Source organism: Variovorax fucosicus (assembly GCF_030316825.1).
Classification (GTDB): Bacteria; Pseudomonadota; Gammaproteobacteria; order Burkholderiales; family Burkholderiaceae_C; genus Variovorax; species Variovorax fucosicus.
The window spans coordinates 1,877,939-1,903,812 of sequence record NZ_JASZYU010000001.1; the positions used below are offsets into that span (position 1 = coordinate 1,877,939).

Consider the following 25,874-nt stretch of genomic DNA (forward strand, 5'->3'; position numbering starts at 1 on the left):
CGTGCCCGGCGGCGTGCGCAAGTCTGCAACACTGACTGCATGAAAGTGATCGTTCTCGGCGCCGGCATCATCGGCATCAGCACCGCCTGGCACCTGCTCGGGCGCGGGCACAGCGTGACCGTGGTCGACCGCCAGGCCGACGCGGCAATGGAAACCAGCTTCGCCAACGCGGGGCAGATCTCGGTGAGCTACTGCGAACCGTGGGCGCACAAGGGCGCGCCGGCCAAGCTGTTGAAGTGGATGTTCCACAACGACGCGCCGCTGCTGTTCCGCCCGCGCTTCGACTGGCAGCAATGGCGCTGGGGCCTGAAGTTCCTGGCGCAGTGCAACGACGCGGCCTTTGCCCGCAATGTCGAGCAGATCATCGCGCTCGGCGCGTACAGCCATGCCGCGCTCAATGACGTCGTGCTGTCCACCGGCATCGAGTTCGACCGGCTCGAGCGCGGCATTGCCCACTACTTCACCGACGCCAAATCGCTGGACGGCGCAGCGCAGGCGGCGGCGCTGATGCAGCGCTACGGCGTCGAGCGCCGCGTGGTGGGCCGCGACGAGCTGCTTGCCATCGAGCCGGCGCTGCGAAGCTTCGGCGACCGCATCGTCGGCGGCACCTACACGGCAAGCGACGAGTCGGGCGATGCGCGGCTCTTCACGCAGGCGCTCGCACGGCGCTGCGCGGCCCGCGGCGCTCGCATGCTGTTCGGCCGTTCGGTGCAGCGCCTCAACCTCGCCGGCGGCGCGGTCGAATCGGTGGACATCGGCGGTGGCTCGGCGCGCGATTCGGCGCAGAACGACCTGACGCTGCGCGCCGACGCGGTGGTGGTGGCCTGCGGCGCGTACAGCGCACCGCTGCTGCGCACGGTGGGCGTCGATCTGCCGATCTACCCCGGCAAGGGCTACAGCGCCACCTTCGCGCTGCGCCGGCCCGAGGGCGCGCCCTGGGTCAGCACCATCGACGACACGGTGAAATGCGCCATGACGCGCCTGGGCGACCGCCTGCGGGTGGCCGGCACGGTCGAACTCAACGGCTACGACCATGCGCTCGATACGGCACTGGCGCGCCGGCGCTGCCGCATGCTGGCCGAGCGCATCGAAACCGTGCTGCCCGGCGTGTGCGACACGCGCAGCGAAGACGAAGGCGGCCAGCCGAATTTCTGGACCGGCCTGCGCCCCGCCACCCCGACCAACATCCCGTACATCGGCCACACGCGCGTCGGCAAGCTATGGGTCAACGCCGGCCACGGCACGCTCGGCTGGACGCACGGCGCGGGCTCGGGCAAGGCGATGGCCGAGCTGATCAGCGGCAACGTCGCTCCGATCGAGGGCTTCGACTGCCGCGGCGGCTAGCCTTTCAGCACGAGAGATCCCTCCGGATATTGCTCGCACATGAAATCGACAAACGCCCGAACCTTCGGCGCAGGAAGTCGCCTTGATGTATGCAGGACCCAGAGCTCGGCCTCCACGCCCGAAACCATGCCCCACTGAATCAGCTCTCCGCGCGTCAGTTGGTTCCACGCAATGGACTGCGGTATCAGGGCGGCGCCGGCGCCGGCGATCGCAGCGTCGCGAATCATCAGGAACGAGGAAAGCCTGAGCCTCGGGATCGGCTCCAGGACAAGGCGTCCGTCGTCGAGCGTCCAATTCCCGGCTTGAAAGCTTGTTGAAACGATGCCGGGAACGGGGCTGACCTTGCCTGGCGTTGGCACGGGCACAGAGGGCGCCGCCACGACCACCAAACGGTCCTTGGCGAAGCACCGGCCCACGAGGCTACTGTCCGGGCTCGGATTGATCCGGATCGCGGCGTCGAACTGCTCCTCGACGAGGTCCACCAGGCGATCGTCCGCCACCACCTCGCACGTGACGTCGGGGTAAGCCGCGCAGAACTCGGCGCAGATGCGACCCATCGCCAACTGGGAGAACAGCACCGGGGAAGCGACACGCAAGCGTCCGCGCGGTACTGACAAGCCCTCACGCGCGGAAGTCATGGCGTCGGCCACCTCGTGCATCGGCCCTTCGGTGCGATCCATCAGCATCTGGCCGGCTTCCGTGAGCTTGAGCCCGCGGGCGCTGCGCTCGATGAGCCGCACGCCGAGTTGCTCTTCCAGCTCCGCGATGCGCCGGGACAGGGTCGCCTTCGATCTCCCGCTCGCGCGGCTTGCCTTTCCGAGGCCGCCATTCGTTGCGACGAGCGCGAAGTCGGTCAATGCGTTCAGGTCCATGTGTTCCGAATTTGAAACGAGGTGTCTTCATCTTCGCATCTTCGTTTTATCGATGCAACGGCCTATCTTCTCCTCATTGCAACTTGGACATGAGGAAATTGAAATGACCACCACTCAACGTGCTGTCCTGATCCGGGCCTATGGCGGCGTTGCCGCCGCGGAGCTTGCCGAGATCGCGAGGCCCTCAGCCGGACGGGGCCAGGTTCTGGTCCGCGTTCGGGCGGCCGGCGTGAACGGCATCGATTGGAAAGTTCGTGAAGGCTTCGTCCAGCAGGCTTTCCCGCTTCAACTGCCCGCCGTGCTGGGCATCGAACTCGCGGGTGTCGTCGAGGCGGTCGGGCCCGAGAGCTCGCGCTTTCGTGTGGGCGATCGTGTCATGGGGCCGCTCGGCGGGCTGGGTGCCTATGCCGACTTCGTGACCGTCGACGAGGCGAAGCTGGTGCGCACGCCGCAAGGCCTGGACGACGTGCACGCGGCCGGCGTGCCTGTAGCGGCCGTGGCCGCCTGGCACAGCTTGCACCACGCGGGTCCGATCGCCGCAGGTCAGCGAATCCTGATTCACGGCGCAGCGGGAGGGCTGGGCGGCTATGCCGTGCAGTACGCCAAGCGGGCAGGCGCCGAAGTCTTCGCAACGGCGTCGACCGCGCACGTCGAATACGTGCGCAGCCTGGGCGCAGACCACGTCATCGACTACCGGACCGAACGCTTCGAATCGGTCGCGCGGGACATCGATCTGGTGCTCGACTACGTCGGCGGCGAAGTGCTCGATCGCTCGTGGCAGGTGCTGACGAAGGATGGCGCGATCGTCGGCACGTCCTCGGCCGACATCCTTGCACGCACGCCCCCCGGCCGCCGCGGACTGTGGTTCGTGAACAAGCCGGACACAGCCCTTCTGGAACGGCTGGCGGCGGAGATCGCCCAAGGCACGCTGATCTCGAAGCTCGGCGAAGTCGTGGGCTTCGACGATATCCCCGCGGCCATCGAACGCAATCGCACCGGCCCTCGCATCGGCAAGGTCGTCGCGGACTTTTCGCGCTGATCGACCCCCTCCCCCTTACCCACCTAACCCGTTTCCCCTCAACCCCTGGAGATTTTCATGAGCATTCTCGTCACAGGTGCCACCGGCACCATCGGTTCCCTCGTCGTCCAAGGCCTGGCCACTGCCGGCGCGCAAGTCAGCGCGTTCGTTCGCACACCCGGAAAGCAAAGCTTTCCGGCCGGCGTCAAGGAGGTCGTTGGCGACCTCACCGACGTGCCTTCATTGCGCGCGGCGCTCTCGTCCGTGCGCACGCTGTTTCTGCTGAACGCCGTCACGCCCGACGAGGTGACGCAAGCCCTCGTCGCGCTGAACCTGGCGCGCGAGGCTGGCATCGAGCGCGTCGTCTACCTGTCGGTCATTCATGCGGACAAGTTCACCAATGTGCCGCACTTCACCGGCAAGCACACGGTCGAGCGAATGATCGAGAGCCTCGACATTCCGGCGACCATCCTTCGGCCGGCCTACTTCATGCAGAACGAGCGCATGGTCCAGCAGGTGATCCAGGGCTACGGCGTCTACCCGATGCCGATCGGCTCGGCGGGCGTCGCGATGATCGATGCGCGAGACATCGCGGACGCCGCCGTCGCCGAACTGCTGCGCCGCGATCGCGCGCCTGCACCGTCACCACGCGTGACGCTGGAGCTGGTCGGGCCCGAGCTGTTGACCGGAGAGTCGGTGGCCAAGATCTGGAGTGCGGCGCTCGGTCGCGAAGTGACCTACGGCGGGGATGACGTGGCGGCGTTCGAAGGACAGATGGCTGCGATGGGGCCATCCTGGCTTGCCTACGACATGCGCCTGATGATGGCCGGGATCCAGAAGTTCGGCATGCACGGTGCGGACGGCGCAGCGGATCACCTGCAGGCCACCCTTGGCCGTCCTCTGCGCAAGTACGCCGACTTCGTCAGGGAGGCCATTGCCGCGTCGTAGAAGGCACGGGCGGGCAACGCGATCTCCGGAACAACGTGGCGAGGCCCTAAAGCAGTTCTTCGCCCACGATCGGCAGCAGCAGCCAGTTCTTGAAGCGCAGCCACAGGAACTGGCCGGGCTGATCCTCATGCACCACGTCGCCGCCCTGGTCGTCGTACTCGAGCCATTGCACGCGCTTGCCATCGGGGCCCATGCGCAGCCGGTAGCCGAGGTTCAAACGGTTGCCGGTCACCAGCTGCACATAGTCGTGCACGAGCTCGGGGCTGTCGACCACCAGCCCCAGTTCGGTGTTGACGGCCGCCGAACGGTGGTCGAGGTTCATCGAGCCGATGAAGATGCGCCGCGCATCGACCACCGCGAGCTTGGCATGCAGCCGGCTGATCGACTTGCCGAAATCGCCGAAGCGGCCCGAGCGGCCGGTCGACTCGGGTGCGATCTCGGAAACGGCGACACCGATCTTCAGCATGTCGGCGCGGTAGCGCTCGTAGCCCGCATAGGCCAGCGGCTCGTCGGTCGCGCCCAGCGAGTTGGTGACGACCGCGACGCGAACGCCCTGGTCGATGGCCGTCTTCATCATCTCGAGGCCGCGTGCGCCCGGAATGAAATACGGCGACGCAATTTGCACGTCCTTGCGCGCCGAGCCGATGACGCCCAGCGCGCCTTCCGTCACGCTGCCGCGAAAGGCCTCTGCCGGCGGGCGCGTGATCTTGGCCGGGTCGTCGGCAAAGAGCTCGGCGTGGGCCCAGCGGAAGTCGAGCTGCCCCGTCGCCAGCTGCTGCCCGACCGGCGGGCGGTCGAGCACGTCGCGCGCACGTATCGGCACGTCGGGCGCGGCCGTGCTCACCAGTTCGTCGAAGCGGCGTTGCGCCGCGTCGGGCCGCAGCCGCAGCGGCAGCGGCAGCGGCGCGACGCTGTCGATGGGCCACACCTGCCCGCTGTTCCAGTAGCGGTCGAAGGCGTCGGACATTCGGCGCACGATCGGCCCGCACGAGAGCACGTCCATGTCGATGAAGTTGGCCGCGGTGCTGCGCATGAAGTATTCGTTGGCGATGTTGCGCCCGCCCGAAACCGCAAAGCTGTTGTCGGCCACCAGCAGCTTGTTGTGCATGCGGTGGTTGATGCGGCCGAACTCGTGCAGCGACAACGCCAGCCGCGCGGTGAGCGAGGCCGCGCGCGACGGCAGCGGGTTGAACAGCCGCACCTCCACGTTCGGGTAGGCCGAGAGCGTGCTGAACAGCTCGTCTTCGCCGCCGGTGTAGAGATCGTCGACGAGTAGCCGCACCCGCACGCCGCGCGCGGCGGCGTCGCGCAGCTCGCGCAGGAACAGCAGCCCGACATCGTCGTTCTGGATCAGGTAGTACTGGACGTCGAGCGTTTTTTCGGCGTTGCGCGCGAGGGAAATGCGGGCGTCGAAGGCGAACGCCGCCTCGGGCAGCAGCCGGAAGCCCGAGAAAGCCGCCGGATGGGCCGCCGCATCGGCCGCCACGAGGCGCGCGAGCGAGGTGGTGGCGACATCGGACATCGCATGCGTCGGCACGCCCGGCACCGGCGGCGGCAGGCTGGCGCAGGCGCCGAGCAGCAAGGCCGCGCCAATCGCCAGCAGGGAACGGAGGGAGTCCGGTGCACGCATGGCCCGCACTGTAAGACCGGCGGCAGGGCCTGACCAGACAACCGGCACCTATGATCGCCCGGCACTTGCAACAAGGGACAACGCATGCTCAACGGACTGTGGCTCGGCTTCTTCCTCGTCGCCGCGGTGGCCGCACTCGGGCGCTGGCTGGTCGGCGGCGACGCGGCCGTGTTCGCGGCGGTGGTGGAAAGCCTGTTCGCGATGGCGCGGCTGGCGGTCGAGGTGATGGTGCTGCTGTTCGGCACGCTGACGCTGTGGCTCGGCCTGCTGCGCATCGCCGAGGCGGCCGGGCTGGTCGCCTGGCTGGCGCGCCTGCTCGGGCCGCTGTTCCGGCGGCTCATGCCCGAGGTGCCGGCTGGGCATCCTGCCCTCGGCCTCATCACGATGAACTTCGCGGCCAACGCGCTGGGCCTGGACAACGCCGCCACGCCGATCGGGCTGAAGGCGATGCGCGAACTGCAGACTCTGAACCCGAGCCCCGCCAGCGCGACCAACGCGCAGATCCTGTTTCTGGTGCTGAACGCCTCGTCGCTCACGCTGCTGCCCGTGACCATCTTCATGTACCGCGCACAGCAGGGCGCGGCCGACCCGACGCTGGTGTTCCTGCCGATCCTGCTGGCCACCAGCGCGTCGACGCTGGTCGGCCTGCTCTCCGTGGCCGTGATGCAGCGGCTGCGCCTGTGGGATCCGGTGGTGCTGGCCTACCTGCTGCCGGGTGCGCTGGTGCTGGGCGGCTTCATGGCACTGCTCGGAACGCTGTCGGCCGCGGCGCTGGCCTCGCTCTCGTCGCTGCTCGGCAACCTGGCGCTGTTCGGCATCGTGATCGTGTTCCTGCTGGTCGGGGCGCTGCGCCGCGTGAAGGTGTACGAGAGCTTCATCGAAGGTGCCAAGGAAGGCTTCGACGTGGCGAAGAACCTGCTGCCCTACTTGGTCGCGATGCTCTGCGCCATCGGCGTGCTGCGCGCGTCGGGTGCGCTCGACTTCGCGCTCGGCGGCATCCGATGGCTCGTTGCGCAATCAGGCTGGGACGCACGCTTTGTCGACGCACTGCCGACCGCGCTGGTCAAGCCGTTCTCGGGCAGCGCGGCGCGCGCGATGCTGATCGAGACGATGCAGAGCCAGGGCGTCGACAGCTTCCCCGCGCTCGCCGCCGCGGTCATCCAGGGCAGCACCGAGACCACCTTCTATGTGCTGGCCGTGTACTTCGGCGCGGTCGGCATCCAGCGCGCGCGGCACGCGGTCGGGTGTGCGCTGGCTGCGGAGTTCGCCGGCGTGGTGGCTGCCATCGCCGTCTGCTACTGGTTCTTCGGTTGACGGCGAAGCGGCGCCGGCAAGAATCACTGCGGTCATGAAGACGCCGCTGGCCGCCACGCTCAGCCAGTGCGCGATCTCCGTGGCACGGCTCCAGGGCCGATAGCGCTCCTCGACCGCCTGCGCAAAAAAGCCGGCGACCGGGTCGGAAGGGAGTGTGCGAGGGTGGAGAAGCATGGCGCGGCCTGATGCATTCATCGTAGGCGCGCAGAGCCCTTGCTTCGATGAAAACGCACAGGCGCATTGATGCGGCAATCACATCAATGGAACCCGCACGACAGCGCCGCCAAGGCCGATCGGCCAGAATGCAAGCCTGCCCTTCTCCCCCATTCTTCGTGACCGTCCCCGCCCAGGCGCAAGCGCCCTCTTTCTCGACCGACGAATTCCGCGACGCGCTTGGCATGTTCGCCACCGGCGTCACGATCGTCACCGCGCGCGCGGCCGACGGCTCGCTGGTCGGGCTGACGGCCAACTCCTTCAACTCGGTCTCGCTCACGCCGCCACTGGTGTTGTGGAGCCTGGCGCGCAGTTCGGGCTCGATGCCGGCGCTGGGTGCCGGCTCGCACTACGCGATCAACATCCTGGCGGCGAACCAGAAAGAGCTGGCCGAGCGCTTCGCGCAGAAGCTGCTGAACCGCTGGACCGATGTGGACTTCGCCGAGGGGCTCGGCGGTGCGCCGCTGCTGGCCGGTGCCGCAGCGAGCTTCGAGTGCTTCAACCGCAGCCGCTATGACGAAGGCGACCACGTGATCTTCGTCGGCGAAGTGGAGCGCTGCAGCTGGCGCGAAGGCGCATCACCCCTGCTGTACCACGGCGGGCGGTTCTACACCGAGCACCCGCTCTGAGGCTGCGCCATCGCGCGGGCGTTCCCGCGTACGGCGTTCGTCGAGGATGCGGTGGAGGTTGCCCTCGATCCAGTCGGCCAGGCCCTCGACCTGGCGCGCCACTTCGACACCCATCGGCGTCAGGCTGTACTCGACGTGGGGCGGCACCACCGGATAGGACTTGCGCAGCACGAAGCCGTCGCTCTCCAGCCACTGAAGGGTCTGCGCCAGCATCTTCTCGCTGACGCCGCCGACCTTCCGACGCAGGTCGCTGAAGCGATGCATGCCCGAGAGCAGCGCCACCAGCACCAGCACGCCCCAGCGGCTGGTGACGTGCTGGAGCACTGCGCGGGAAGGGCAGTCGACGGAGAACAATGCGCCGCGCTGCAACTGCAGCGCCAGCGGGCCGTTGCCTGCGGCGCCGGGGCCAGTGGCGGGAGCCTTGGGGGCGGATGGCATGGGTACTTACCTTTATGTACGTACTTACAAAAAGTTTGTGCTGCCGGTATTCTGCCGATTCCCTTCCATTCCGCCTAAGGATTTCTCTCATGATCGCCATCACCGGAGCTACCGGCCAACTCGGCCGCCTCGTCATCGAGGCACTGCTGCCGAAGATTCCTGCCGCCCAGATCGTCGCCGCCGTGCGCAGCCCCGAGAAGGCCAAGAACCTGGCCGCCCTCGGCGTGCAGGTGCGCCAGGCCGACTATGCCCAGCCCGCCACGCTCGAAGCCGCGTTCCAGGGCGTCGAGAAGCTGCTGCTGATCTCTTCCAGCGAAGTCGGCCAGCGCGCTGCACAGCACCGCGCGGTGATCGAGGCCGCCGCAAAAGCCGGCGTGAAACTGATCGCGTACACGAGCATCCTGCGCGCCGACACCTCGCCCCTGGCGCTCGCAGCCGAGCACAAGGAAACCGAAGCCGCCCTGCGCGCCTCCGGCCTGCCCTTCGTGCTGCTGCGCAACGGCTGGTACACGGAGAACCGCACGGCGAGCATCCCTGTCGCACTCCAGCATGGCGCGGTGCTGGGCGCGGCCGGCGAAGGCCGCATCGCATCGGCGGCCCGGGCCGACTACGCGGCAGCCGCGGCGGCCGTATTGACCCGCGAAGACCAGGCCGGGCGCGTGTACGAGCTGGCTGGCGACACGGGCTACACCCTGTCGGAACTCGCGGCAGAGATCGCGCGCCAGTCGGGCAAGACGGTGGCCTACCAGGATCTGCCCGAGCCGGCGTACAAGGCCGCGCTGGTGCAGGCCGGCCTGCCGGAAGGCTTTGCGGCACTGCTGGCCAACTCGGACGCGGGCACTGCCAAGGGCGCGCTGTTCGACGACAGCCGGCAGCTGAGTCAGCTCATCGGCCGGCCGACCACGCCGCTGGCGACCACGGTGGCTGCGGCACTGACCGCGTAGGTCGCGTCGAAGCGCGACTGCAGGTAGGCCTGCGCGGTGATCGGCTCATAGCGGGGCAGCTCGCCTGCGGGCACGCACGACGGGATCGCACTGACCAGCGCGTCGGCGTTCGGGTCGAAAAACAGCGCGATCGAATAGCGCTCGCGCGTGGGCCGCGCCACGCGGTGCGGCGTCGACACGTACACGTCGTTGGTCCATCGCATCAGGCAATCGCCGATGTTGCAGATGAAGGCACCGGGCACCGACGGCGCGTCGACCCAGTCGCCGCCGCGCGTGCGCACCTGCAACCCGGCCACGCCATCGGTGGCCAGCAGTGTCACGTTGCCGTAGTCGGTATGGGCACCGGCCCCGAGGCCCTCTGCGGCTGCGCCGGGCGCCGGCGCCGGATAGTGCAGAAAGCGCAGCGTGGCGAGCGGCCGGTCGATCTTGTCGTCGAAGAAGCCCTCCGCGAGCCCGAGGTCGATGGCAAAGGCCGCATGCAGCCTGCGCGCCGCCAGCAGCCCCGCATCGAAGTACGCCTGCACCCGCGCACGCCAGCCGTCGATCGGTGGCCATGCGTTGGGCGGCCGCACGCGCTCGTCGGTCCAGATCAGGTTGAAGGCTTCTTTCTGGTCGGCGCCCTTCTTCTCGTCGAGCGCCTCGGTGCCGAGCCCCACATAGCCGCGGTTGTGGCCCAGTTGCCCGATTGCCAACGCCTGCTTGGCCGCGGCGTCGAGCGCGAAGAATTCGCGGCTGGCAGCAAAGGCGTCGACCAGCAATGCGGCCGGCACGCCATGGCCGGTGATCGCGAAGAAGCCGACCTCGCGGCAGGCCGCGCCCACCTCGCCCGCCACGTGGGCACGCGCTGCCGCATCGTCCGAGGCAAGTGCCGAGATGTCGATGACGGGGATGGCGGTGTTCATCCTGCCAGTCTGCACCAGCCAGCGCGCGGCGTCACGGCTACCATCGACGCATGCCGCGCCGTTGTCTCCGCTCCTGCCCGCATGTCTTGCTGGCACTGTTGGCGCTGACGGACGCGGCCCACGCCGGCGAGCAGCGCCGCAACTGGTTCGACGACCCGTTCATGCAGGTCGCACCGGGCCTGCCGGCCTGCCCGGTGCCGCTGGGCCCGCTGTACACCGAGGCCGAGCGGCGCAGCCAGATGCACAGCCGGCTCGAACGCGGCACCAGTTGCTGGCTGGCCGGGCGCTGCGCCGACAGCAACGCCTACCGCTACGACAAGGCGATCGCACCCGAGCTGCGCCGCGCGTTGGCCCGCGTACCGGGCCTGCAGCGCGGCAGCGTGTGGGTGACGGTGCAGCGCCGCTGGGTCTACCTGCAGGGCTGCGTGCCGACGCGCGCGCTGGCGCAGCGCCTCGAGCGCGCCGCACGCGCGGTGAAGGACGTAGAGACTGTTGTGCCCGACCTGATGATCGGCACTCGCGGCCGGGCGCCCTACCCCGTGAACGACGAAGAAGAATCGAACCGCCAGAAATAAATGATCGACCGCAAGACCCATCTCGACACCCGCGCCATCACCCTGCTCATCGCCTGTTGCGCGTTCTGGGGGCTGCAGCAGATTCTCATCAAGACCACCGTCGCCGAGGTGCCGCCGCTCTGGCAGGCCACCATCCGCATGGTGGGCGCCGTGGCGCTGCTGTGGCTGTGGTGCCGCTCGCGCGGGGTGCCGCTGTTCGCGCGCGACGGCACGCTGCCGGGCGGCCTGCTGGCCGGGCTGCTGTTCGCGGGCGAGTTCTGCTGCATCTACATCGGGCTGCAGCACACCACCGCCTCGCGGCTCACGGTGTTTCTCTACACCTCGCCGTTCTGGGTGGCGCTGTTCCTGCCGCGCTGGGTGCCGGCCGAGCGGCTGCGCGGGCTGCAATGGGTTGGCCTGGCACTGGCCTTCGGCGGTGTCGTGCTGGCCTTCAGCGAAAGCTTCGGGCACTCCAGTTCGGCGCAGCTGCGCGGCGACGTGCTGGGACTGGTGGCCGGCATGCTCTGGGGACTGACCACGCTCGCTTTGCGCGCGACAAAGCTCGCCACGGCGAGCGCCGAAAAGACGCTGTTCTACCAAGTGGCGGTGACCGCGGCGGTCTGCCCGTTTCTCTCGCTCGCGCTCGGCGAGTCGTGGGGCTTTGCGTATTCAGCCTGGGCCTGGACGTCGATCGGCCTGCAAACCGTGATCGGCGCGTTCGCGAGCTACCTGACGTGGATGTGGCTGTTGCGGCACTATCCGGCGACCAAGATGTCGTCGTTCACCTTCCTGACCCCGCTGTTCGCGCTGGTGTTCGGTGTGGTGCTGCTGGCCGAGCCGCTCACGCTCCAACTGGTGCTGGCACTGGCGGGCGTGGGGCTGGGGATCGTCCTCGTGAACCGGAAGAGGGCTTGAGCGCCACAGGGCTGCCCCCAAGGCGCGTAAGCCCTCGGGGCCCGCTTAGCCGCCCTTCTTGGCGCGCTTGCCGGGGTTCTTCTTGCTGCGCGTCGCGGTGCCGCGCTCGAGGCTGCGCTTTTGGCCGCCACCCGACTTGGGCATGGTGAAACCCGGTGCGGGAGTGGGCTTGGGAGCGGAACGGTCGCTCTCGGTTCTGATTTTGGTGGGCATGAGTGGCTCCGGTAAAAAAATGTCCGGGCGTAATTAGGCCACAGCGGAAAACCAAGCCTGCGCCGGTAGCATATCGGGCCCTGCCCATGTCCAATCTCATCGTCCACGGCGGCACGCCACTGCGCGGCCGCATCATTCCTTCCGCCAACAAGAATGCCGTCCTGCCGGTGCTGTGCGCCACACTGCTGACGCGCGAGCCCCTGCAGCTGCACGGCGTGCCCGACATCACCGATGTCCGCAAGATCCTCGAGATCTTCCGCACGCTCGGCAGCGAGGTTCGCATGGACGATGCCACCGGCACGCTGCACCTGCACCATCGCGACACCGTGTTCGATGCGCAGCGCCATCGGCTGCCCGAAGAGATGCGCTCGTCGATCATGCTGGTGCCGCCCTTGCTGGCGCGCTTCGGCGTGGCGCGGCTGGAAGACAACGTCAAGGGCTGCACGCTCGGCGTGCGCGAAATCGATCCGCACGTGGAGGTGTTCCGGCAATTCGGCAGCACCGTCGAGCGCGCCGAGGGCTCGCTCATCATCCGGCACACCGGCGGCCTGGTGCCGGCCGACCACTGGCTGGACTACGCCTCGGTCACCACCACCGAGAACTTCGTGCTGTGCGCGGTGGGTGCCAACGGCACCTCGACGCTGACCAACGCGGCCTCGGAGCCGCACGTGCAGGAGTTCTGCCGCTTCATGGTGGGGCTCGGCGCGCGCATCGAAGGCATCGGCACCTCGCGCCTCACGGTGCATGGCGGTGCAGCGCTCGGCGGTGGCGAGTTCCGCTTCGACGAAGACTTCCACGAGATCACCACTTTTCTCGCGCTCGGCGCCATCACCGGCGGCGATGTGATGGTGCGCAACAGTGCGCCGGCGCAGTTCCCGCTGATCGACCGCACCTTCGCCAAGTTCGGCGTGCAGATCACGCACGAGGACGGCTGGTCGCGCGCGCGCAGCGCCGGGCCGCTCAAGGTGCAGACGCCGTTCACGAGCAACGTGCTGACCAAGGTCGAGGCGGCCCCCTGGCCGTATTTCCCGGTAGACCTGCTGCCGATCTTCATTGCGCTCGGCGTGCGCGCCCAGGGCAATGCGATGTTCTGGAACAAGGTGTACGACGGCGCGCTCGGCTGGACCGGCGAGCTGTCGAAGTTCGGCGCCCATGTGTTCTCGTCCGACCCGCACCGGCTCATCACCTTCGGCGGCAATCCGCTGACGCCGGCCGTTGTGGAGAGCCCCTACATCATCCGCGTGGCGATCGCGCTGTTCATGGTCGCGGCCAGCATCGAAGGCCGCTCCGAGATCCGCAATGCCACGCCGATCCGCCGCGCCCATCCGCACTTCGTCGAAAACCTGCGCCAGCTCGGCGTGCAGGTGGAGTGGACCAGCGAGGAGTGAGCCCGCTCAGGCCGCCGGCATTGCACGGAAGCCGACCGCGAACCGGTTCCAGATGTTGATGGCGCCGATGGCCAGCGTGAGGTCGACGCGCTCGCGCTCGTTGAACTCGGCGCACAGCGCTTCATGGTCGGCATCGGGCGCATGCGTGTCGGCCACGCGCGTGAGCGCTTCGGTCCAGGCCAGCGCGGCGCGTTCGCGCGGCGTGAAGAACGGCGACTCGCGCCAGGCCGCCACGCCATACAGGCGGCGCTCGGTTTCGCCGCGCTTGCGGGCATCGGTGGAATGCATGTCGACGCAGAACGCGCAGCCGTTGATCTGCGAGGCACGCAGCTTGACCAGGTCGAGCAGCAGCGGCGCCAGACCGAGCTTGCTCACCGACGCTTCGAGCGCCAGCATCGCCTTGATGGCGTCGGGCGAAGCCTTGTAGAAATTGAGACGGGTTTCCATGGTGTGCTCCTTCGTGCAGTGGTTGTGTGGAGAGAATTGTCAAAGCGCACAGGCCGCCCGAAGGTGACCAATCCGCTGCAAATCGAGGAGTCCACGGATGGAATTGCACGTCGTGATCGAGGGGAAGAAAGACCTGGGCGGCCAGCTCCATGGCCAGCTCAAGGACGCGATCCGCTCGGGCCGGCTGGTGGCTGGCGAGCGCCTGCCGCCCACGCGCCTGCTGGCGGAGCAGCTCGGAATTTCGCGCAAGACCGTGGCCGAGGTCTTCGCGCGGCTGACCCGCGACGGGCTGCTGATTGGCCGCGCCGGCATCGGCACCTTCGTCGGCGAAGGGATGGTGACGCGCACGGCGCCGCAGCGCACCGAGGATCTGGCCGGCGCCGCCGTGGTGGAGCAGTGGCGCCGCATGGCCACCCCGCTGCGCCAGATGGACCGCGAAGGCGGCGCGCGCTACGAGTACATCGGCGGCGTGCCCTCGGGGCCGCTGTTTCCGGCCGACGACTGGCGCCGCTGCATGCTGCACGGGCTGCGGCAGTTCACGTCCTCGCGCAGCCTCTACGGCACGGCCGAAGGCGTGCCGGCGCTGCGGCAGGCCATTGCCCGGCACATCGCGTTCGCGCGCGGTGTGCGCTGCGACGCCGACGACGTGATCGTCACCGCCGGCGCGCAGCAGGCGCTCGACCTGGTCGCGCGGGTGCTGGTAGCGCCGGGCAGCACGGTCGCGATCGAGGAGCCCGGCTACCCGCCGATGCGCAACCTGCTCGCCGCGCAGGGGGCGCACGTGGTGGGCGTGCCGGTCGACGACGAAGGCATCGTGGTCGACGCGATTCCCGCCGGCACGCGCTTCATCTACGTGACACCGGCGCACCAGTTTCCACTCGGCATGCCGATGAGCCCGGCGCGCCGAGCCGCGCTGCTGCGGCGCGCGCAGGAACTCGGCGCGGTGGTGATCGAAGACGACTTCGACAGCGAGTTCCGCCATGCGGGGCGGCCGACCGACACGCTCTACAGCCTCGACACCCAGGGCACGGTGGCCTACGTGGGCACCTTCTCCAAGACGATGTCCCCGCAGCTGCGGCTCGGCTACCTGATTGCGCCGCCCTCGATCCGAAGCGCGGTCGCGACCGCCAAGCACCTGACCGACTCGCACACCGCGCCAGCACAGCAGTGGGCGCTGGCGAAGTTCATCGACGACGGGCTGCTGGCCAGGCACATCCGGCGCTGTCATGCGGCCTATGCGCTGCGGCGCGAGAAGCTGGTCGCGCGCTTCGAGGGCGACCTTGCACCCTGGTTCCGCCTGGTGCCCGCGGCCGCGGGCTTTCACATTGCCGCGCTGTGCCGCAAGCCGCTGGACGTGGCGCTGCTGGTCGCGCTGGCGCGGCGCGTCGATGTCGGGCTCTACCCGCTGGCGCCCTTCTTCCATTTCAGCGAGCCACAACCCGGGCTGATGATGGGCTACGGCGCCATCGACACGCTCGACATCGACCCCTCGCTCGACCGCGTGCGCGACATACTCATGCAGATCGCCTGAACCGCTCCACCTGCCTTTGAAACGACACACCATGAAGTTCCAACCCGTGCTCGACGAGATCGACGCCGAGATCCGTCCGCTGCTCGGTGCGGGGGGCACCGTTGCGAGCTACATACCGGCACTGGCCCGCGTGCCGGCTGCGCAGTTCGGCATGGCGCTGCGCACCTGCGACGGGCAGGAGGCACATGCGGGCGATGCGAACAAACCCTTCTCGATCCAGAGCGTGTCGAAGCTGTTCACGCTCACGCTGGCGATGCAGCGGCTCGGCGAAGCGCTGTGGGAGCGCATCGGCCGCGAGCCTTCAGGCAACCCGTTCAACTCGCTGGTGCAGCTGGAGAACGAACAGGGCAAGCCGCGCAACCCGTTCATCAATGCCGGCGCCATTGCCGTCGCCGACCGGCTGCTGAGCCTGTTCGGCCGCGAGGCCAAGACCGACGTGCTGGAGCTGATGAACAGCCTCACCGGCGACCCGATTTCCTTCGACGTCGAAGTGGCCGCGTCCGAGGCAGCCACGGGCTATCGCAACTACGCGCTTGCCAATTTCATGAAGAGCTTCGGCAAGCTCGACAACGACGTGGAGACGGTGCTCGACATGTACTTTCACCAGTGCGCGTTGTCGATGAGCTGCGTGCAACTGGCGCGCGCGGCCGGCTACCTCTGCCGCGACGGCGTGCACCCCTGGGCGCCGGGCGTGAACCTGCTGACCGAACGCCAGACGCGCCGCATCAACTCGCTGATGCTGACCTGCGGCACCTACGATGCCGCCGGCGAGTTCGCGTTTCGCATCGGCCTGCCCTGCAAGAGCGGCGTCGGCGGTGGCATCGTCGCGGTGGTGCCCGACCAGCTGACCCTGGCCGTGTGGTCGCCCGCGCTCGATGCCACCGGCAACTCGCTGCTGGGCATGAAGGCGCTCGAGCTGTTCGTGACGAAGACGGGCTTGTCGGTGTTCTGACCGCGCCTGTGCAAGACTTGCCGGTTCATGACTGAAATTACTCCCTCCATCGACAGCGGCAACGACGCCGACAGCACCGACATCCAGGAACCCCGCCTCTGGCGCGACGCGCTCTGGACAGCCAGCGTGATCAAGAACGAAGACGACGACGGCTGGGCCGTGGCGATGACACGCCAGGGCGAATCCGAGCCCGCGCTGGTCGGCCCCTGGACGATGGGCCGCGACAAGAAGAACCCCAAGCCGCTCGATGCGCCCGCCTTCCACACGCTGGTGAAGACCGCATCGGAAGTGCTGCGCCGCCACGAGCAGCAACTGCACGCACAACTCAACAAGCAGCTGAGCGTCGGCGCCGGATCGGAACGCATCCGCGTGGCGCTGCAGATCGTGCCCGACGAAGACAACCCCTACGCCCTGCTCACCGCGCAGGACGAGTTCGGCACGCAACTCGGCGAGGCGCGCGTGGCGCCGACGTTCAAGCTCAGTGCCGCCAGCGCCGAGGCATGGATCGAGAGCGGCTACTCGCCCAAGCCGCGCTAGCGTTTTTTCAGGCCGCCGCGGCAGCGGGCCAGCCGGCCCGCGCGGCGCGGTTCAGCGCCGAGCGCACCACCCTGCGGTGGAACGGCGCGATCGCGCGGATGTAGGTGCGGCCCAGCAGGTTGTGGCAGTGCACCACGGTGACGGCGGTCAGCTGGCCGGCAGAGCGCTGCACCGAGAGGCGAAAGTCCAGGTGACGGTCGTCCTCGCCCAGCACCACTTCGTCGGGCAAGGTTTCGTAGATGCGAAAGATGCCGACGCGCGCCGGGCTTGCCGCGCCATTGTCGGCACGCAGGGCGTGCGCGGTCTTCAGGCCGAACGGCGACACGATCGCATCACGCACGGCCATCAGGCGCTCGACCCACGGCGCCTGCCGCGCCAGCGCGAAATGCGCGAGCGCCAGCACGTCGTGCGTGGCGCCGGGCGGCAGGTCGATCGCGAACGCGTCGGCCAGAAAGGCTCCCGGGTAGAGGTGCGCAACGCGCACCCCAGGCGGCAGCGCGACGGCATGGGCGCGATGGAGTGGCGTGGGCATGCGCTCCTTGCCTTAGCAGTTGCCCTTTTTCGCCTGGCCCGGCGGGCAGTGGTGGCCGCCGCCGTGATGGTCGTCGTGCCGTTCATGACGGTCGTAGCGTCGTTCATGGCGGTCGTACCGGCGTTCGTCGCGGCGTTCTTCACGACGCGCTTCCCGGCGCTCCGCGCGGCGCCAGTCGCCTTCGCGCCAGCGCCAACCGCCATCGGCCTGGATCCATTGGCCGGGCGCATAGGCGTAGTCGGGGCGGGCGCGCTGCCAATGGCCACCGGCCCAAATGTAGTCGCGGCCGTTCCATTGCCAGTGGCCCGGCACCCAGACCTGGCCGGCACGCGGGCCCGGCACGCGCTCGAAGCGCGGCTGCGGTGGCGCGATCTGCACCAGGCCCGGCACGTTGATGTTGACCGAAACCTGTGCGGCCGCAGGGAGCGCCGCGGCAGCAAGCAGCGCGGCGAGGATGAAGGGGGTGGCTTTCAAAAGGAAACTCCTTGTATTGTCGAAACCCGAGGGGTCTACCTGCAACGCAGGGCCTCCACGGACAGCCGACAGGATATTCCCTTGCGCGTCAGCCCTCGCGCGCGGCCACGATCATGTCGAGTTCCACCGCCGCATTCTTTGGCAGGCTGTATACGCCGACCGAGGTGCGCGTGTGCACGCCGGCCTCGCCGAACACGCGGTGCAGCAAGTCTGATGCGGCGTCGGCCACCTCGCTTTGCTGCGTGAAGTCGGGCGTGCTCTGCGTGTAAACGATCACGCGCAGCATCTTCTCGACGGCGTCGAGCGAGCCCAGCGTCTGGCGCAGGATCGCCAGGGCGCGCAGCGTGCAGATCTGCGCGGCCAGCCGGGCCTGGTCGAGCGACACCGCCTCGCCGACCCGGCCCGTGACGACCACGGTGCTGCCGACGCGCGGCACCTGTCCGCTGAGATAGACGATGCGGCCATCGCGCACGGCCGAGGCGTAGTGGCCGCCGATGCGGATTTCGCCCTCGAAGCTGTGGCCGAGCTCGGCCGCGATCTGGTCTGCAATGGCCTGGCGGGTCGGTGCGGTCATGCGGGTTCCTTGTCGGTAGGGTGGTGAAGCGGGCTCAGCGTCGCGCGGCGCCACAGGGTCTGCCAGGCGGCGTACAGGGCGTGCAGCGCGGACATCGGCCGGTGGCTCCGGACTTCGGCACCGTCGCCCAGCGCCCGGAGTTCGACCCAGCCGCCGTTCTGCAGGCGGTGGCTCCGGCCTTCAGACAGCGTCGCGACCGGCGCCACCACAGTGTCGCCGAGCCAGCGCAGCGGCTCGCGCACGATGACCTCGCCTGCGGCAACCTGCAGCGTGGTGTGGGCGTCGAGCGGCATGTGCAGCGTTTCGCCGCGCTGCAGCCGGGTGATGGTGGTGGTCGTGGTGCGGATCATCGAAGGCTCCTTGAAGCAAGGCCTTGATGTTCGGCCTGCAGGCCTTCCCAAAACAGACACAGGCCGCGCTGTTGCAACCAGAACAGCCCAGCGGCCGGGCCGTCTGTTATGGTCGTTTTCGCGCAATCTGCATTTGTTTCAACCCTGCGCTCCCGGGCCACCATCGGGCCATGCACATGATGACGACGCCGTCGCCCACCCAGCCGCCGCTGTACCGCCGCCTTGCCTCGCACTACCGCGGCGCGATCGAGGCCGGCTCGCTGCAGGCGGGCGAGCGCATGCCCTCGCTGCGCAACCTGATGCGGCTGCACGACATCAGCCTCTCGACCGCGCTGCAGCTGTGCCGCACGCTGGAGTCCGACGGCTGGGCCGAGGCGCGCGACCGCTCCGGCTACTTCGTTCGCCGGCCACAGCGCCTGCGCATGACGCCGATGGACGAGCCCCCGGCCGGCCAGCGGCCCGACCCGGCGCAGTACGTCGGCATCCACGCGCGCGTGTCGGCCTTCGTGGCGCAGCGGCGCGGGGCCGACATCAAGCTCAACTTCTCGATCGCGCGTGCCGCGCCGCAGTTCTACCCGGCCGAGGCCTTGCGCGCCGGCATGACGCGCGCGCTGCGCCTGCACCCCGAGCTGCTGGCCGGCGTGCCGCCGCTGCAGGGCGACCCGCACTTTCGCGCCGTGCTGGCCAAGCGCGCACTCGCGGCCGGCATGACGCTCGCGCCCGAGGAGGTGCTCGTCACCAATGGCTGCATCGAGGCGCTCAACCTCGCGCTGCGCGCGGTGGCGAAGCCCGGCGACACCATCGCGGTGGAATCGCCCACCTTCTACGGCCTGCTGCAGGTGCTGGAAAGCCTGGGCCTGCGCGCGCTCGAAATCCCCACCAGTCCGCAGACCGGCCTGTCGATCGAAGCGCTCGAGCTGGCGCTGCAGACCTACACCGACATCAAGGCCGTGGTGGTGATTCCGCACCTGCAGAACCCGCTGGGCAGCGTGATGCCCGATGCGCACAAGCAGCGGCTGGTGCAGCTGTGCGAGCAGCAGGGCATTGCGCTGATCGAAGACGACACCTACAGCGAGCTGCTCGACGTTGACCACACGCCGCGCGCCATCAAGTCATGGGACCGCGGCGGCAACGCCGGCAACGTGATCCATTGCGCGTCGATGCACAAGATCTTGGCGCCCGGCATGCGCCTGGGCTGGATCGCGGCCGGCCGCTGGCAGGCCCGCGTTGAAATGCTCAAGTACGCGCAGACGCGCAACAACGAAGTGCTGTCGCAACTCGGCGCCGGCGCATTCATGGCCACCGGCGCCTACGACCGCCACCTGCGCCGGCTGCGCACCGTATTGCGCGGCCAGCGCGAGCGCACGGCCGAGGCAATAGCGCGCCACTTTCCCGCGGGGACGCGGCTGAACCTGCCCAACGGCGGCTTGCAGCTGTGGGTGGAGATGCCCAAGCAGTGCGCGTCGGCCGCGGTGTTCGACGCCGCGCTGCGCGAAGGCATCCTGGTGGCGCCGGGCTGGCTGTTTTCCAACAGCGCGCGCAGCGATCACTACCTGCGGCTCAACTGCGGCTGGCCGTATGACGACGCGATCGATGCGGGGTTGAAGCGGTTGGGGGAGATTGTTGGGGCGGCGGCGGGTTGAAGGGTTGGGAGCGTGGTCATTGCCCAATGCGCCATGTGACCATCACATTTGAAAGGACGGCATTCGTCATAAGTGACCGCTCGTTTGGATCGCGCCGATGACTGATTGAGACTGGGAGCGGCCATCAGATTGCCTCCGCTGAAGGGCCGCTGAGCGTGAAAGCAGACAGTGACCGTACCTCGTGAAGTGGGCGACGCTCTGGAAATTCCTAGCGAACCGAGGTCTGGTGGCTTTGCAGCAGCGCGGCTCGCGCGCCCGGGTCTACGGATGGGCAAGGCATTGAATGGGCAGGTCACTGAGCAATCACTACACCACGCGCATCAATCCGCGTGTTGAAGCGTTGAACCGAATTCCAAATGTGGCGAGACGTTAGACTCCGCTGGAAAATCTGAGACGGAGAGTAAGGTGCATGTAGATTCCCAAGGTCTTCGCGACCATCTCGTCGCATGCCTGCCGAGTTTGGTAATCGAAGAGGTTGCGGCTCAATCTGGGCAACGGGTGGTGTACATCGGCCGTTTCGAAGATGCTCGGATTCCCCCCGACGTCCCGCCGCCGGCGGATGGAAAGCCTGGCTTCTTGCACGGCTGGGAGTCGTGGGGACGGATCGTAGTTAAGGTCGTCGCCGGCGCTTCGGCAGACGCACTCACGCGATTGCAAGCGGAGACTGCCATCTTGGAAGAGCTCAGACCCGTAAACTTTCCCTCGCTACGGTTCTACAACTTGTTCATCGAAAACCCGGTCACTGATGAGCCCCTACCTCAGAACCTGTACGTCAGCATCGAAGGATTTGTTGAGTCGACCCCTTTAAGTCGAATCATGGCGAACTTCCATGGCAAGCCCGATGCAGTCGGAAGACTTTGCCTCGGCATCGCGAACGCTTTGATGCCTCTCTGGGTTCATCCAAAGCGATTCGTGCACCGCGACATCAAACCAGACAACATTTTGATCAAACCAGATGGTGAAGTGGTTGTCATCGATCTAGGAATCGTGCGCGAGACTGGAGGAGCAGGCATTACTCAAGATGGCTGGGGGAAGGCACCTCTGACCTTGGACTATGCCGCACCAGAGCAGATTCAGAATGACAAAGATGCCATCAGCTTTAAGACTGACTTCTTTGCGTTGGGGATTCTCATGTACGTCCTCATTTCTGGACGCCATCCATTTCACACGAACCCTGAAATGAACAACTTCGAGTTGGCCGAGGCCATTGAAAAGTGCAAGTCAGCCACACTCCTTGATTTGGGAGCAGCGGATGCCGAGGTGTCCGGCTTCGTACAGTCGTTGATGAGCCAGGCGCCCTACATGCGTCCGAGAACTCCAGCGGTGCTTCTCGAAGGCCTTCAAAAAATTTCTCTGGGGTAGACACCATGGCTCTTCAACTTCTGCATCAGGTCGGTCACAACAGCAATTGGAACGTCGACTCCCTCCAAGACCTAGGTCTCGGTGACGGCCTAATCCTCAGCCCACTACATCAGAACATCGCGGCGGTTGAAAAGCTGAAGCCGGAGACACGAGCAACCTCCTTGTTTGACCCTCAGTTCTATCTTCCGAGTTCCAGAAAGCCTAAGCTTCTGACTTACCCGTTTTTTCCGGAGAGCGTTGACGGCGGATTTCAGACATCTACCTTCAAGGCGCAGGCGCTTGCTGTGGCTCGAGAGTGTGTCGAGTTTCAGATTAAGCTTGGCTTCCGCAAGGTAGTCGTACCCACGCGTTTCATCGATCAGATGCTCACAGACTACGTTGACCGTCAGCGACAGTTCACCGTTGAAGCATTCATGGAAGCAGCGGGTGACCGACCCCTCTGCCTGTCGGTTGCGATCACCTCGGCAATGATCCAAGATGCTGGCTTCAGGACGAGGCTTTTGAATTGGATTACGTCCTATCCCAATGTGGACGAAATCTATCTGATGTACCAACATCCGAGAGATTCCAAACTGATTCAAGATGGCGATTTTCTGCGTGAATGCCTCCACTTCTTCACGCAGATCCGTGCCACAGGTCTAGCACTGACTGTCGGCTACACGAACGTCGAGGGGCTCCTGTTCTCCACAGTTGGCGATTTGAGCCTAACTATCGGATCGTTTGAAAACACTCGAATCTTCTCCATCGAACGATTCTTAGTGTCCGAAGACGAACGCAGAGGACCCAAGGCGCGCATCTACTTGAGTGGCCTCATGAACTGGTTGCAGTTCGAGGATGCCAAAACGATCCGGGCAAAGGCGCCAGCCGTCTGGAAAGCGGTCTATCGTGGCACGGCGCACTCGGAAGAGGCACTTGCGCTTCCAGTGGAACCCACGTTCAACCAGGCTCAACTTTACAAGCACTACTTCGAGAACATGCACGACGAGTTCCGTGTGCTCGACAAGGTGTCGGCTGGTGATCGTCGTGTCTACCTGCTGGACCGACTTAGCAAGGCAAAGCATGCCTACGAGGCTATTGCCGGCCTCGGCATTCAACTGGAAAAACATGGGCGTGGAGGACACGTCAAAGCTTGGGCTGACGCCCTTAGCTGACGGCTGTTCCTATCGAAGAACGACTCGCTTAGCCAAGGCTGATTGGGCCGTCCAGCGTTTCCCTGTGCTTATCGGCCCAACTGCAGCAGCAGGGACGTGTACGAAAAGGCCTTGTTTCTGGGCAACAGAAGCCAAGCCAACTCCGGCCTTTCTGAACTCGTCTGCATTCCGGACAGCCGCCTTGTGATGGCAGTGGTCAAGCACCACCCAAGACTCGTCAGCGAATTGTTGGTTGCGATAGGCCTGAACCAACGCACGGGCCCAATCTGACAGCTTGGCCTCTACTGCCACGATGGCCTGAAAAGGCGGCTGCTCGACAGTGGCAAGCGCGAACCCATCAGCACGAGGTCGAATCACACCGGCGTCTCGCAGCGCCGCATAGACTCTCGTCGTTGCGCTGTTGGACAGGCCGAGCACCCGCGCAAGCTCACGCATTGACGTGATGCCTGTTGACACTGCCGGATCAAGAAGGGGCGCCAAGCGCAGAGGCATCGAGGCCAAGGCCCTCAAACTGCGCGTAGAGTTTGGCGCTCGATTCGCCACCACGATGTCCGCCAAACCAACCCCAGCGTCGAGTTCCAACGTCACAGTCCAGCCATTTCGTCTGCCTCCTCGCATGCATTTGAGGATGGACTCCACCAACAGCTGTTCGCTGGCGAATGGACGAGGCCGGACCATCGGGGCCGGTACGGCTTCCGTGGAAGTTGCAGAAACCATCTCACCGGGCTCTGCCAATCTCAATCCGCTCCAACTCATCATGGGCGAATGGTAACTTCCTCGCCGCCTCATGCGCCGCTTGACGCTACTGACGGACACTGACGCCACAAGCGTCCGGACGACGGCGATGCTGTTCGATCTCAACCTGCTACCCAACGCAGGCGGCGCATTGATGATCGCTGGCGTCGAGTTGGTCGCGGATACCCGGCGGGCGATCAATGAGCATTCGCAGGTGTGATTCCGCCGGACTCGGGCCGAGCACGGCGGGCGCAACGATGTGCCGCTCGGCATCGATCACCTCATGCCGGAAACTGTGGTGAGCATGTCCCACGTTCGTGGGTCGGTGCGCCCAAATCAGGGGGGTGTGCACGGCTGTGGCAGCATGGAGCTCAACCAATAACGGAGTGAGGGCATGTTCCAGGGAAAAGTGGTGGGAACCGCTGGCTTTTGGTCGGCAGCCACATTCGTCTTCAGCACGGCAATAGCCATCGGCGACTTTAAGTGGTCATTGGGCGCAAAAGCTCTGTACGTTGTGACTGCCTGTCTACTGGTCTACGGCGTCGTCGAGCTTTCATCGCTTCCCTTCTCGATGGGACGTCGACTTCAAGCGTTTGGGAAAATGCGCTTAGGAGGCCTCATGCCGCTCCGTGTCGCCACGAAACTTGCGTACCAAGAGGCGCGGGCAAACAAAACTCTTTGGGCTGCAGCCGCCGAAAGGCTTGCTGCCGAAAAAACTCCAGATGGCATCCTTAACTATGTCGGGACGTACTTCGGCACGCACGTCCCGATCTATGGCGCCCGGCCTCCCTCTGACCAGCTTGAGGAGATTCCGAAGAACATGGCGAGCAACGGGCGCATGACGGGAGGTGCCTCACGGCTGACTTACCAAGACAACGCGAATACCGAGTTCGTTGATCTGCAAGTAAAGGCGAAGGACGTGCGTATGGTCTTGAAGCTTATGGCCGAAAAAGTATTTGCTGACGGTTCGATGTAGTTATGGCCGAAGTCACTTGGCGAACCTCTACTGCTTCCGCGCCGGCGGAAATAGTCCCAACCCAAGCCCAAGCACCGGCGTCCGCACCCGTGGCGCCCGGTACTCTGCCTACCGCCTCTGCCCCCGTTCTGCTACCGGTTGAGGCTGGTGTGAAAACCATCGCGATCACGCTGCAAACACAGGCAAAGGAAACAAGCTGGCACGATCCAACGTACCTGACGCCGCTTGTTGCGTTCCTTGTATTGGTCTACAGCATCTGGGCGACGCGAAGCAACCTGCAGCTCAGCGCGGAGAACACGACAAAGCAACTAGATGCCGCGGCGTTGAACTTGGGCAAGCAGCTCACGGCAGCAGCCGCAACCACCGATAAACAGCTCAAGGCAGCGCAGGAGGCTGCCGACGCCAAGATGGCGCATGACAGGGATGAAGCCAATACCAATCGCCTGATGGAAGCTCGCCGCGACATCTACGTCGAAATTCTTGCCGACTACCAAAAGGTGCAGCAGTTCATCGGAGGCCTTGCTAACCCGGATGCGAAGTTCGAAGAGCGTGCTCTACTTTCCATCATGAGCGCATCCGTAAACAAGCTCTGGATCTGGGGCGAGGTCGAATCCGCTTACGGGGTCCGCGAGTTTTACACGCAAGTCAACGAGTTTTACTTCGTGGCTTTGGCGCGAGCTGAAGTCATCAAGGAACTGCGAGAAAGCATTGCAGCCTTCACGAAGCAGTTGAGGAAGTTCGAGGCTGAGACGGCTCAATTGGGCGAGGAGCTGCGCGCAATGCGAGCCCAACCACAGGCGCAAAGGATGACGCCGGACTGGCTAAACCGCGAGAACAATGTAAGTCGCGAGCAGCGCGGCTCGATGCGGTCTGAGCATCAGTGGGTGCAGCTTGTCAACGATCTTGATGCAAAGCTTCAACGCAAAGTGTCGGAGTATCTGAGCTTTGTGATTGAGAGGCAGACCGCCCTGAATGGGCATGTGAACGAAGTAATGGCATCAGCGCGAGCCGACATTGGCTTAGGCGGTGACTTGACGAAGCTCAACGCGCAAACCGTCGAAATGGGGGAGCGTGTTCGCGCTGCACTCAAGAAGCGCTCAGAGGTCTATCAAGCAGAGCATCAAGACGCCTTCGGAGATGAAAACGACGCCGACGAGTATTGACTTGCATGCGACTGTTCACGCCGACGGCTTGAGCAAACGCGATCTCGCCCTTGTCACCCGCGACGTAACGAGCCCGTTGCGATGCTCGCAGCCGACGAACAGGAAGTACGCCTTGTCTTCGTCGA

At 66.1% G+C, this 25,874-nt stretch carries 29 protein-coding genes; 18 read left to right on the forward strand and 11 right to left on the reverse strand.

Annotated elements, in window-relative coordinates:
* The first annotated feature begins 39 nt into the window (after positions 1 to 39).
* Positions 40 to 1,344, forward strand: coding sequence for a D-amino acid dehydrogenase (locus tag QTI05_RS08885; protein WP_286623984.1), 1,305 nt, complete (start codon positions 40 to 42; stop codon positions 1,342 to 1,344).
* On the opposite strand, the gene QTI05_RS08890 is transcribed toward QTI05_RS08885, so the two are convergent.
* Positions 1,341 to 2,216 (reverse strand): LysR family transcriptional regulator, encoded by an 876-nt coding sequence (locus tag QTI05_RS08890; protein WP_286623985.1) that lies wholly within the window; start codon positions 2,214 to 2,216, stop codon positions 1,341 to 1,343. The genes QTI05_RS08885 and QTI05_RS08890 overlap by 4 nt on opposite strands.
* 103 nt (positions 2,217 to 2,319) lie before the next feature.
* Here QTI05_RS08890 and QTI05_RS08895 point away from each other — a divergent pair, with 103 nt between their 5' ends.
* Together QTI05_RS08895 and QTI05_RS08900 are read left to right on the forward strand one after the other, a co-directional pair.
* Positions 2,320 to 3,255 (forward strand): NADP-dependent oxidoreductase, encoded by a 936-nt coding sequence (locus QTI05_RS08895; protein WP_286623986.1) that lies wholly within the window; start codon positions 2,320 to 2,322, stop codon positions 3,253 to 3,255.
* 57 nt (positions 3,256 to 3,312) lie between these two features.
* Entirely contained in the window at positions 3,313 to 4,182 is an 870-nt protein-coding gene (locus tag QTI05_RS08900) for an NmrA/HSCARG family protein (RefSeq protein ID WP_286540667.1), read from the forward strand.
* A gap of 46 nt (positions 4,183 to 4,228) precedes the next feature.
* Here QTI05_RS08900 and QTI05_RS08905 read toward each other — a convergent pair whose 3' ends face one another.
* Positions 4,229 to 5,812 carry a phospholipase D family protein gene (locus tag QTI05_RS08905; protein WP_286623988.1) on the reverse strand — a complete coding sequence of 528 codons (1,584 nt, stop codon included), beginning with the start codon at positions 5,810 to 5,812 and terminating at the stop codon, positions 4,229 to 4,231.
* Between the two features lie 84 nt (positions 5,813 to 5,896).
* Between QTI05_RS08905 and QTI05_RS08910 the strand changes: the two genes are divergently transcribed.
* Together QTI05_RS08910 and QTI05_RS08915 are read left to right on the forward strand one after the other, a co-directional pair.
* Positions 5,897 to 7,126 carry a spore maturation protein gene (locus tag QTI05_RS08910; protein ID WP_286623989.1) on the forward strand — a complete coding sequence of 410 codons (1,230 nt, stop codon included), beginning with the start codon at positions 5,897 to 5,899 and terminating at the stop codon, positions 7,124 to 7,126.
* A gap of 302 nt (positions 7,127 to 7,428) precedes the next feature.
* Positions 7,429 to 7,968, forward strand: coding sequence for a flavin reductase family protein (locus QTI05_RS08915; RefSeq protein ID WP_286623990.1), 540 nt, complete (start codon positions 7,429 to 7,431; stop codon positions 7,966 to 7,968).
* Here QTI05_RS08915 and QTI05_RS08920 read toward each other — a convergent pair.
* Positions 7,918 to 8,406, reverse strand: a complete 489-nt coding sequence (locus QTI05_RS08920) for a winged helix-turn-helix transcriptional regulator (protein ID WP_286623992.1) — start codon at positions 8,404 to 8,406, stop codon at positions 7,918 to 7,920. The two genes, QTI05_RS08915 and QTI05_RS08920, sit on opposite strands and share 51 nt — an antisense overlap.
* Before the next feature lie 89 nt (positions 8,407 to 8,495).
* Between QTI05_RS08920 and QTI05_RS08925 the strand changes: the two genes are divergently transcribed.
* Positions 8,496 to 9,350, forward strand: a complete 855-nt coding sequence (locus QTI05_RS08925; RefSeq protein WP_286623993.1) for an SDR family oxidoreductase — start codon at positions 8,496 to 8,498, stop codon at positions 9,348 to 9,350.
* On the opposite strand, the gene QTI05_RS08930 is transcribed toward QTI05_RS08925, so the two are convergent.
* A complete protein-coding gene (locus tag QTI05_RS08930; RefSeq protein WP_286623994.1) occupies positions 9,287 to 10,252 on the reverse strand; it encodes an isopenicillin N synthase family dioxygenase in 966 nt (321 codons plus the stop codon). The genes QTI05_RS08925 and QTI05_RS08930 overlap by 64 nt on opposite strands.
* Positions 10,253 to 10,338: 86 nt before the next feature.
* Between QTI05_RS08930 and QTI05_RS08935 the strand changes: the two genes are divergently transcribed.
* Both QTI05_RS08935 and QTI05_RS08940 read left to right on the forward strand, forming a co-directional pair.
* Positions 10,339 to 10,827 carry a BON domain-containing protein gene (locus QTI05_RS08935; RefSeq protein WP_286623996.1) on the forward strand — a complete coding sequence of 163 codons (489 nt, stop codon included), beginning with the start codon at positions 10,339 to 10,341 and terminating at the stop codon, positions 10,825 to 10,827.
* Positions 10,828 to 11,721, forward strand: a complete 894-nt coding sequence (locus tag QTI05_RS08940) for a DMT family transporter (protein ID WP_286623998.1) — start codon at positions 10,828 to 10,830, stop codon at positions 11,719 to 11,721.
* 45 nt (positions 11,722 to 11,766) lie between these two features.
* Here QTI05_RS08940 and QTI05_RS08945 read toward each other — a convergent pair whose 3' ends face one another.
* The gene (locus QTI05_RS08945; protein WP_286540657.1) at positions 11,767 to 11,934 is read right to left on the reverse strand and encodes a hypothetical protein; all 168 of its coding nucleotides are present in this window, start codon (positions 11,932 to 11,934) and stop codon (positions 11,767 to 11,769) included.
* Positions 11,935 to 12,020: 86 nt separating this feature from the next.
* Here QTI05_RS08945 and QTI05_RS08950 point away from each other — a divergent pair, with 86 nt between their 5' ends.
* Positions 12,021 to 13,322 (forward strand): UDP-N-acetylglucosamine 1-carboxyvinyltransferase, encoded by a 1,302-nt coding sequence (locus QTI05_RS08950; RefSeq protein WP_286624000.1) that lies wholly within the window; start codon positions 12,021 to 12,023, stop codon positions 13,320 to 13,322.
* 6 nt (positions 13,323 to 13,328) lie between these two features.
* Here QTI05_RS08950 and QTI05_RS08955 read toward each other — a convergent pair whose 3' ends face one another.
* The gene (locus tag QTI05_RS08955) at positions 13,329 to 13,769 is read right to left on the reverse strand and encodes a carboxymuconolactone decarboxylase family protein (protein ID WP_286540654.1); all 441 of its coding nucleotides are present in this window, start codon (positions 13,767 to 13,769) and stop codon (positions 13,329 to 13,331) included.
* 97 nt (positions 13,770 to 13,866) lie between these two features.
* Between QTI05_RS08955 and pdxR the strand changes: the two genes are divergently transcribed.
* The 3 genes from pdxR to QTI05_RS08970 are packed head-to-tail and all read left to right on the forward strand — an operon-like array spanning position 13,867 to position 16,789.
* Complete coding sequence (pdxR, locus tag QTI05_RS08960) at positions 13,867 to 15,300, forward strand: MocR-like pyridoxine biosynthesis transcription factor PdxR (protein WP_286624002.1); 1,434 nt, start codon at positions 13,867 to 13,869, stop codon at positions 15,298 to 15,300.
* Between the two features lie 31 nt (positions 15,301 to 15,331).
* On the forward strand, positions 15,332 to 16,252 hold the full coding sequence (locus tag QTI05_RS08965; protein ID WP_286624003.1) for a glutaminase: 921 nt from the start codon (positions 15,332 to 15,334) through the stop codon (positions 16,250 to 16,252).
* 27 nt (positions 16,253 to 16,279) lie between these two features.
* A complete protein-coding gene (locus tag QTI05_RS08970) occupies positions 16,280 to 16,789 on the forward strand; it encodes a hypothetical protein (RefSeq protein WP_286624005.1) in 510 nt (169 codons plus the stop codon).
* 7 nt (positions 16,790 to 16,796) lie between these two features.
* Here the strand turns inward: QTI05_RS08970 and QTI05_RS08975 are convergent, their stop codons facing one another.
* The 4 genes from QTI05_RS08975 to QTI05_RS08990 form a co-directional block, all read right to left on the reverse strand.
* On the reverse strand, positions 16,797 to 17,321 hold the full coding sequence (locus tag QTI05_RS08975; protein WP_286624006.1) for a DUF2867 domain-containing protein: 525 nt from the start codon (positions 17,319 to 17,321) through the stop codon (positions 16,797 to 16,799).
* A gap of 12 nt (positions 17,322 to 17,333) precedes the next feature.
* Positions 17,334 to 17,795, reverse strand: coding sequence for a hypothetical protein (locus tag QTI05_RS08980; RefSeq protein WP_286624007.1), 462 nt, complete (start codon positions 17,793 to 17,795; stop codon positions 17,334 to 17,336).
* A gap of 88 nt (positions 17,796 to 17,883) precedes the next feature.
* Entirely contained in the window at positions 17,884 to 18,369 is a 486-nt protein-coding gene (locus QTI05_RS08985; protein WP_286624008.1) for a RidA family protein, read from the reverse strand.
* A complete protein-coding gene (locus QTI05_RS08990; protein WP_286624009.1) occupies positions 18,366 to 18,719 on the reverse strand; it encodes a hypothetical protein in 354 nt (117 codons plus the stop codon). The genes QTI05_RS08985 and QTI05_RS08990 overlap by 4 nt, the downstream gene beginning before the upstream one ends.
* A 179-nt stretch (positions 18,720 to 18,898) precedes the next feature.
* Between QTI05_RS08990 and QTI05_RS08995 the strand changes: the two genes are divergently transcribed.
* From QTI05_RS08995 to QTI05_RS09005, 3 genes are all read left to right on the forward strand, one after another.
* Positions 18,899 to 20,362 (forward strand): aminotransferase-like domain-containing protein, encoded by a 1,464-nt coding sequence (locus QTI05_RS08995; protein ID WP_286624648.1) that lies wholly within the window; start codon positions 18,899 to 18,901, stop codon positions 20,360 to 20,362.
* A gap of 405 nt (positions 20,363 to 20,767) precedes the next feature.
* Positions 20,768 to 21,724, forward strand: a complete 957-nt coding sequence (locus QTI05_RS09000) for a serine/threonine protein kinase (RefSeq protein ID WP_286624011.1) — start codon at positions 20,768 to 20,770, stop codon at positions 21,722 to 21,724.
* Between the two features lie 5 nt (positions 21,725 to 21,729).
* Positions 21,730 to 22,875 carry a hypothetical protein gene (locus tag QTI05_RS09005; RefSeq protein ID WP_286624013.1) on the forward strand — a complete coding sequence of 382 codons (1,146 nt, stop codon included), beginning with the start codon at positions 21,730 to 21,732 and terminating at the stop codon, positions 22,873 to 22,875.
* 9 nt (positions 22,876 to 22,884) lie between these two features.
* Here QTI05_RS09005 and QTI05_RS27945 read toward each other — a convergent pair whose 3' ends face one another.
* Positions 22,885 to 23,664 (reverse strand): winged helix-turn-helix transcriptional regulator, encoded by a 780-nt coding sequence (locus QTI05_RS27945; protein ID WP_506555339.1) that lies wholly within the window; start codon positions 23,662 to 23,664, stop codon positions 22,885 to 22,887.
* Here QTI05_RS27945 and QTI05_RS09010 point away from each other — a divergent pair.
* The 3 genes from QTI05_RS09010 (at position 23,663) to QTI05_RS09020 (ending at position 25,749) form a co-directional block, all read left to right on the forward strand.
* Positions 23,663 to 23,830 carry a hypothetical protein gene (locus tag QTI05_RS09010; RefSeq protein WP_286624014.1) on the forward strand — a complete coding sequence of 56 codons (168 nt, stop codon included), beginning with the start codon at positions 23,663 to 23,665 and terminating at the stop codon, positions 23,828 to 23,830. The two genes, QTI05_RS27945 and QTI05_RS09010, sit on opposite strands and share 2 nt — an antisense overlap.
* A 174-nt stretch (positions 23,831 to 24,004) precedes the next feature.
* Positions 24,005 to 24,586: a hypothetical protein gene (locus tag QTI05_RS09015; protein WP_286624015.1), complete on the forward strand. Its 582-nt coding sequence runs from the start codon at positions 24,005 to 24,007 to the stop codon at positions 24,584 to 24,586.
* 149 nt (positions 24,587 to 24,735) lie between these two features.
* Positions 24,736 to 25,749, forward strand: coding sequence for a hypothetical protein (locus QTI05_RS09020; RefSeq protein WP_286624016.1), 1,014 nt, complete (start codon positions 24,736 to 24,738; stop codon positions 25,747 to 25,749).
* Positions 25,750 to 25,874 lie beyond the last annotated feature (125 nt).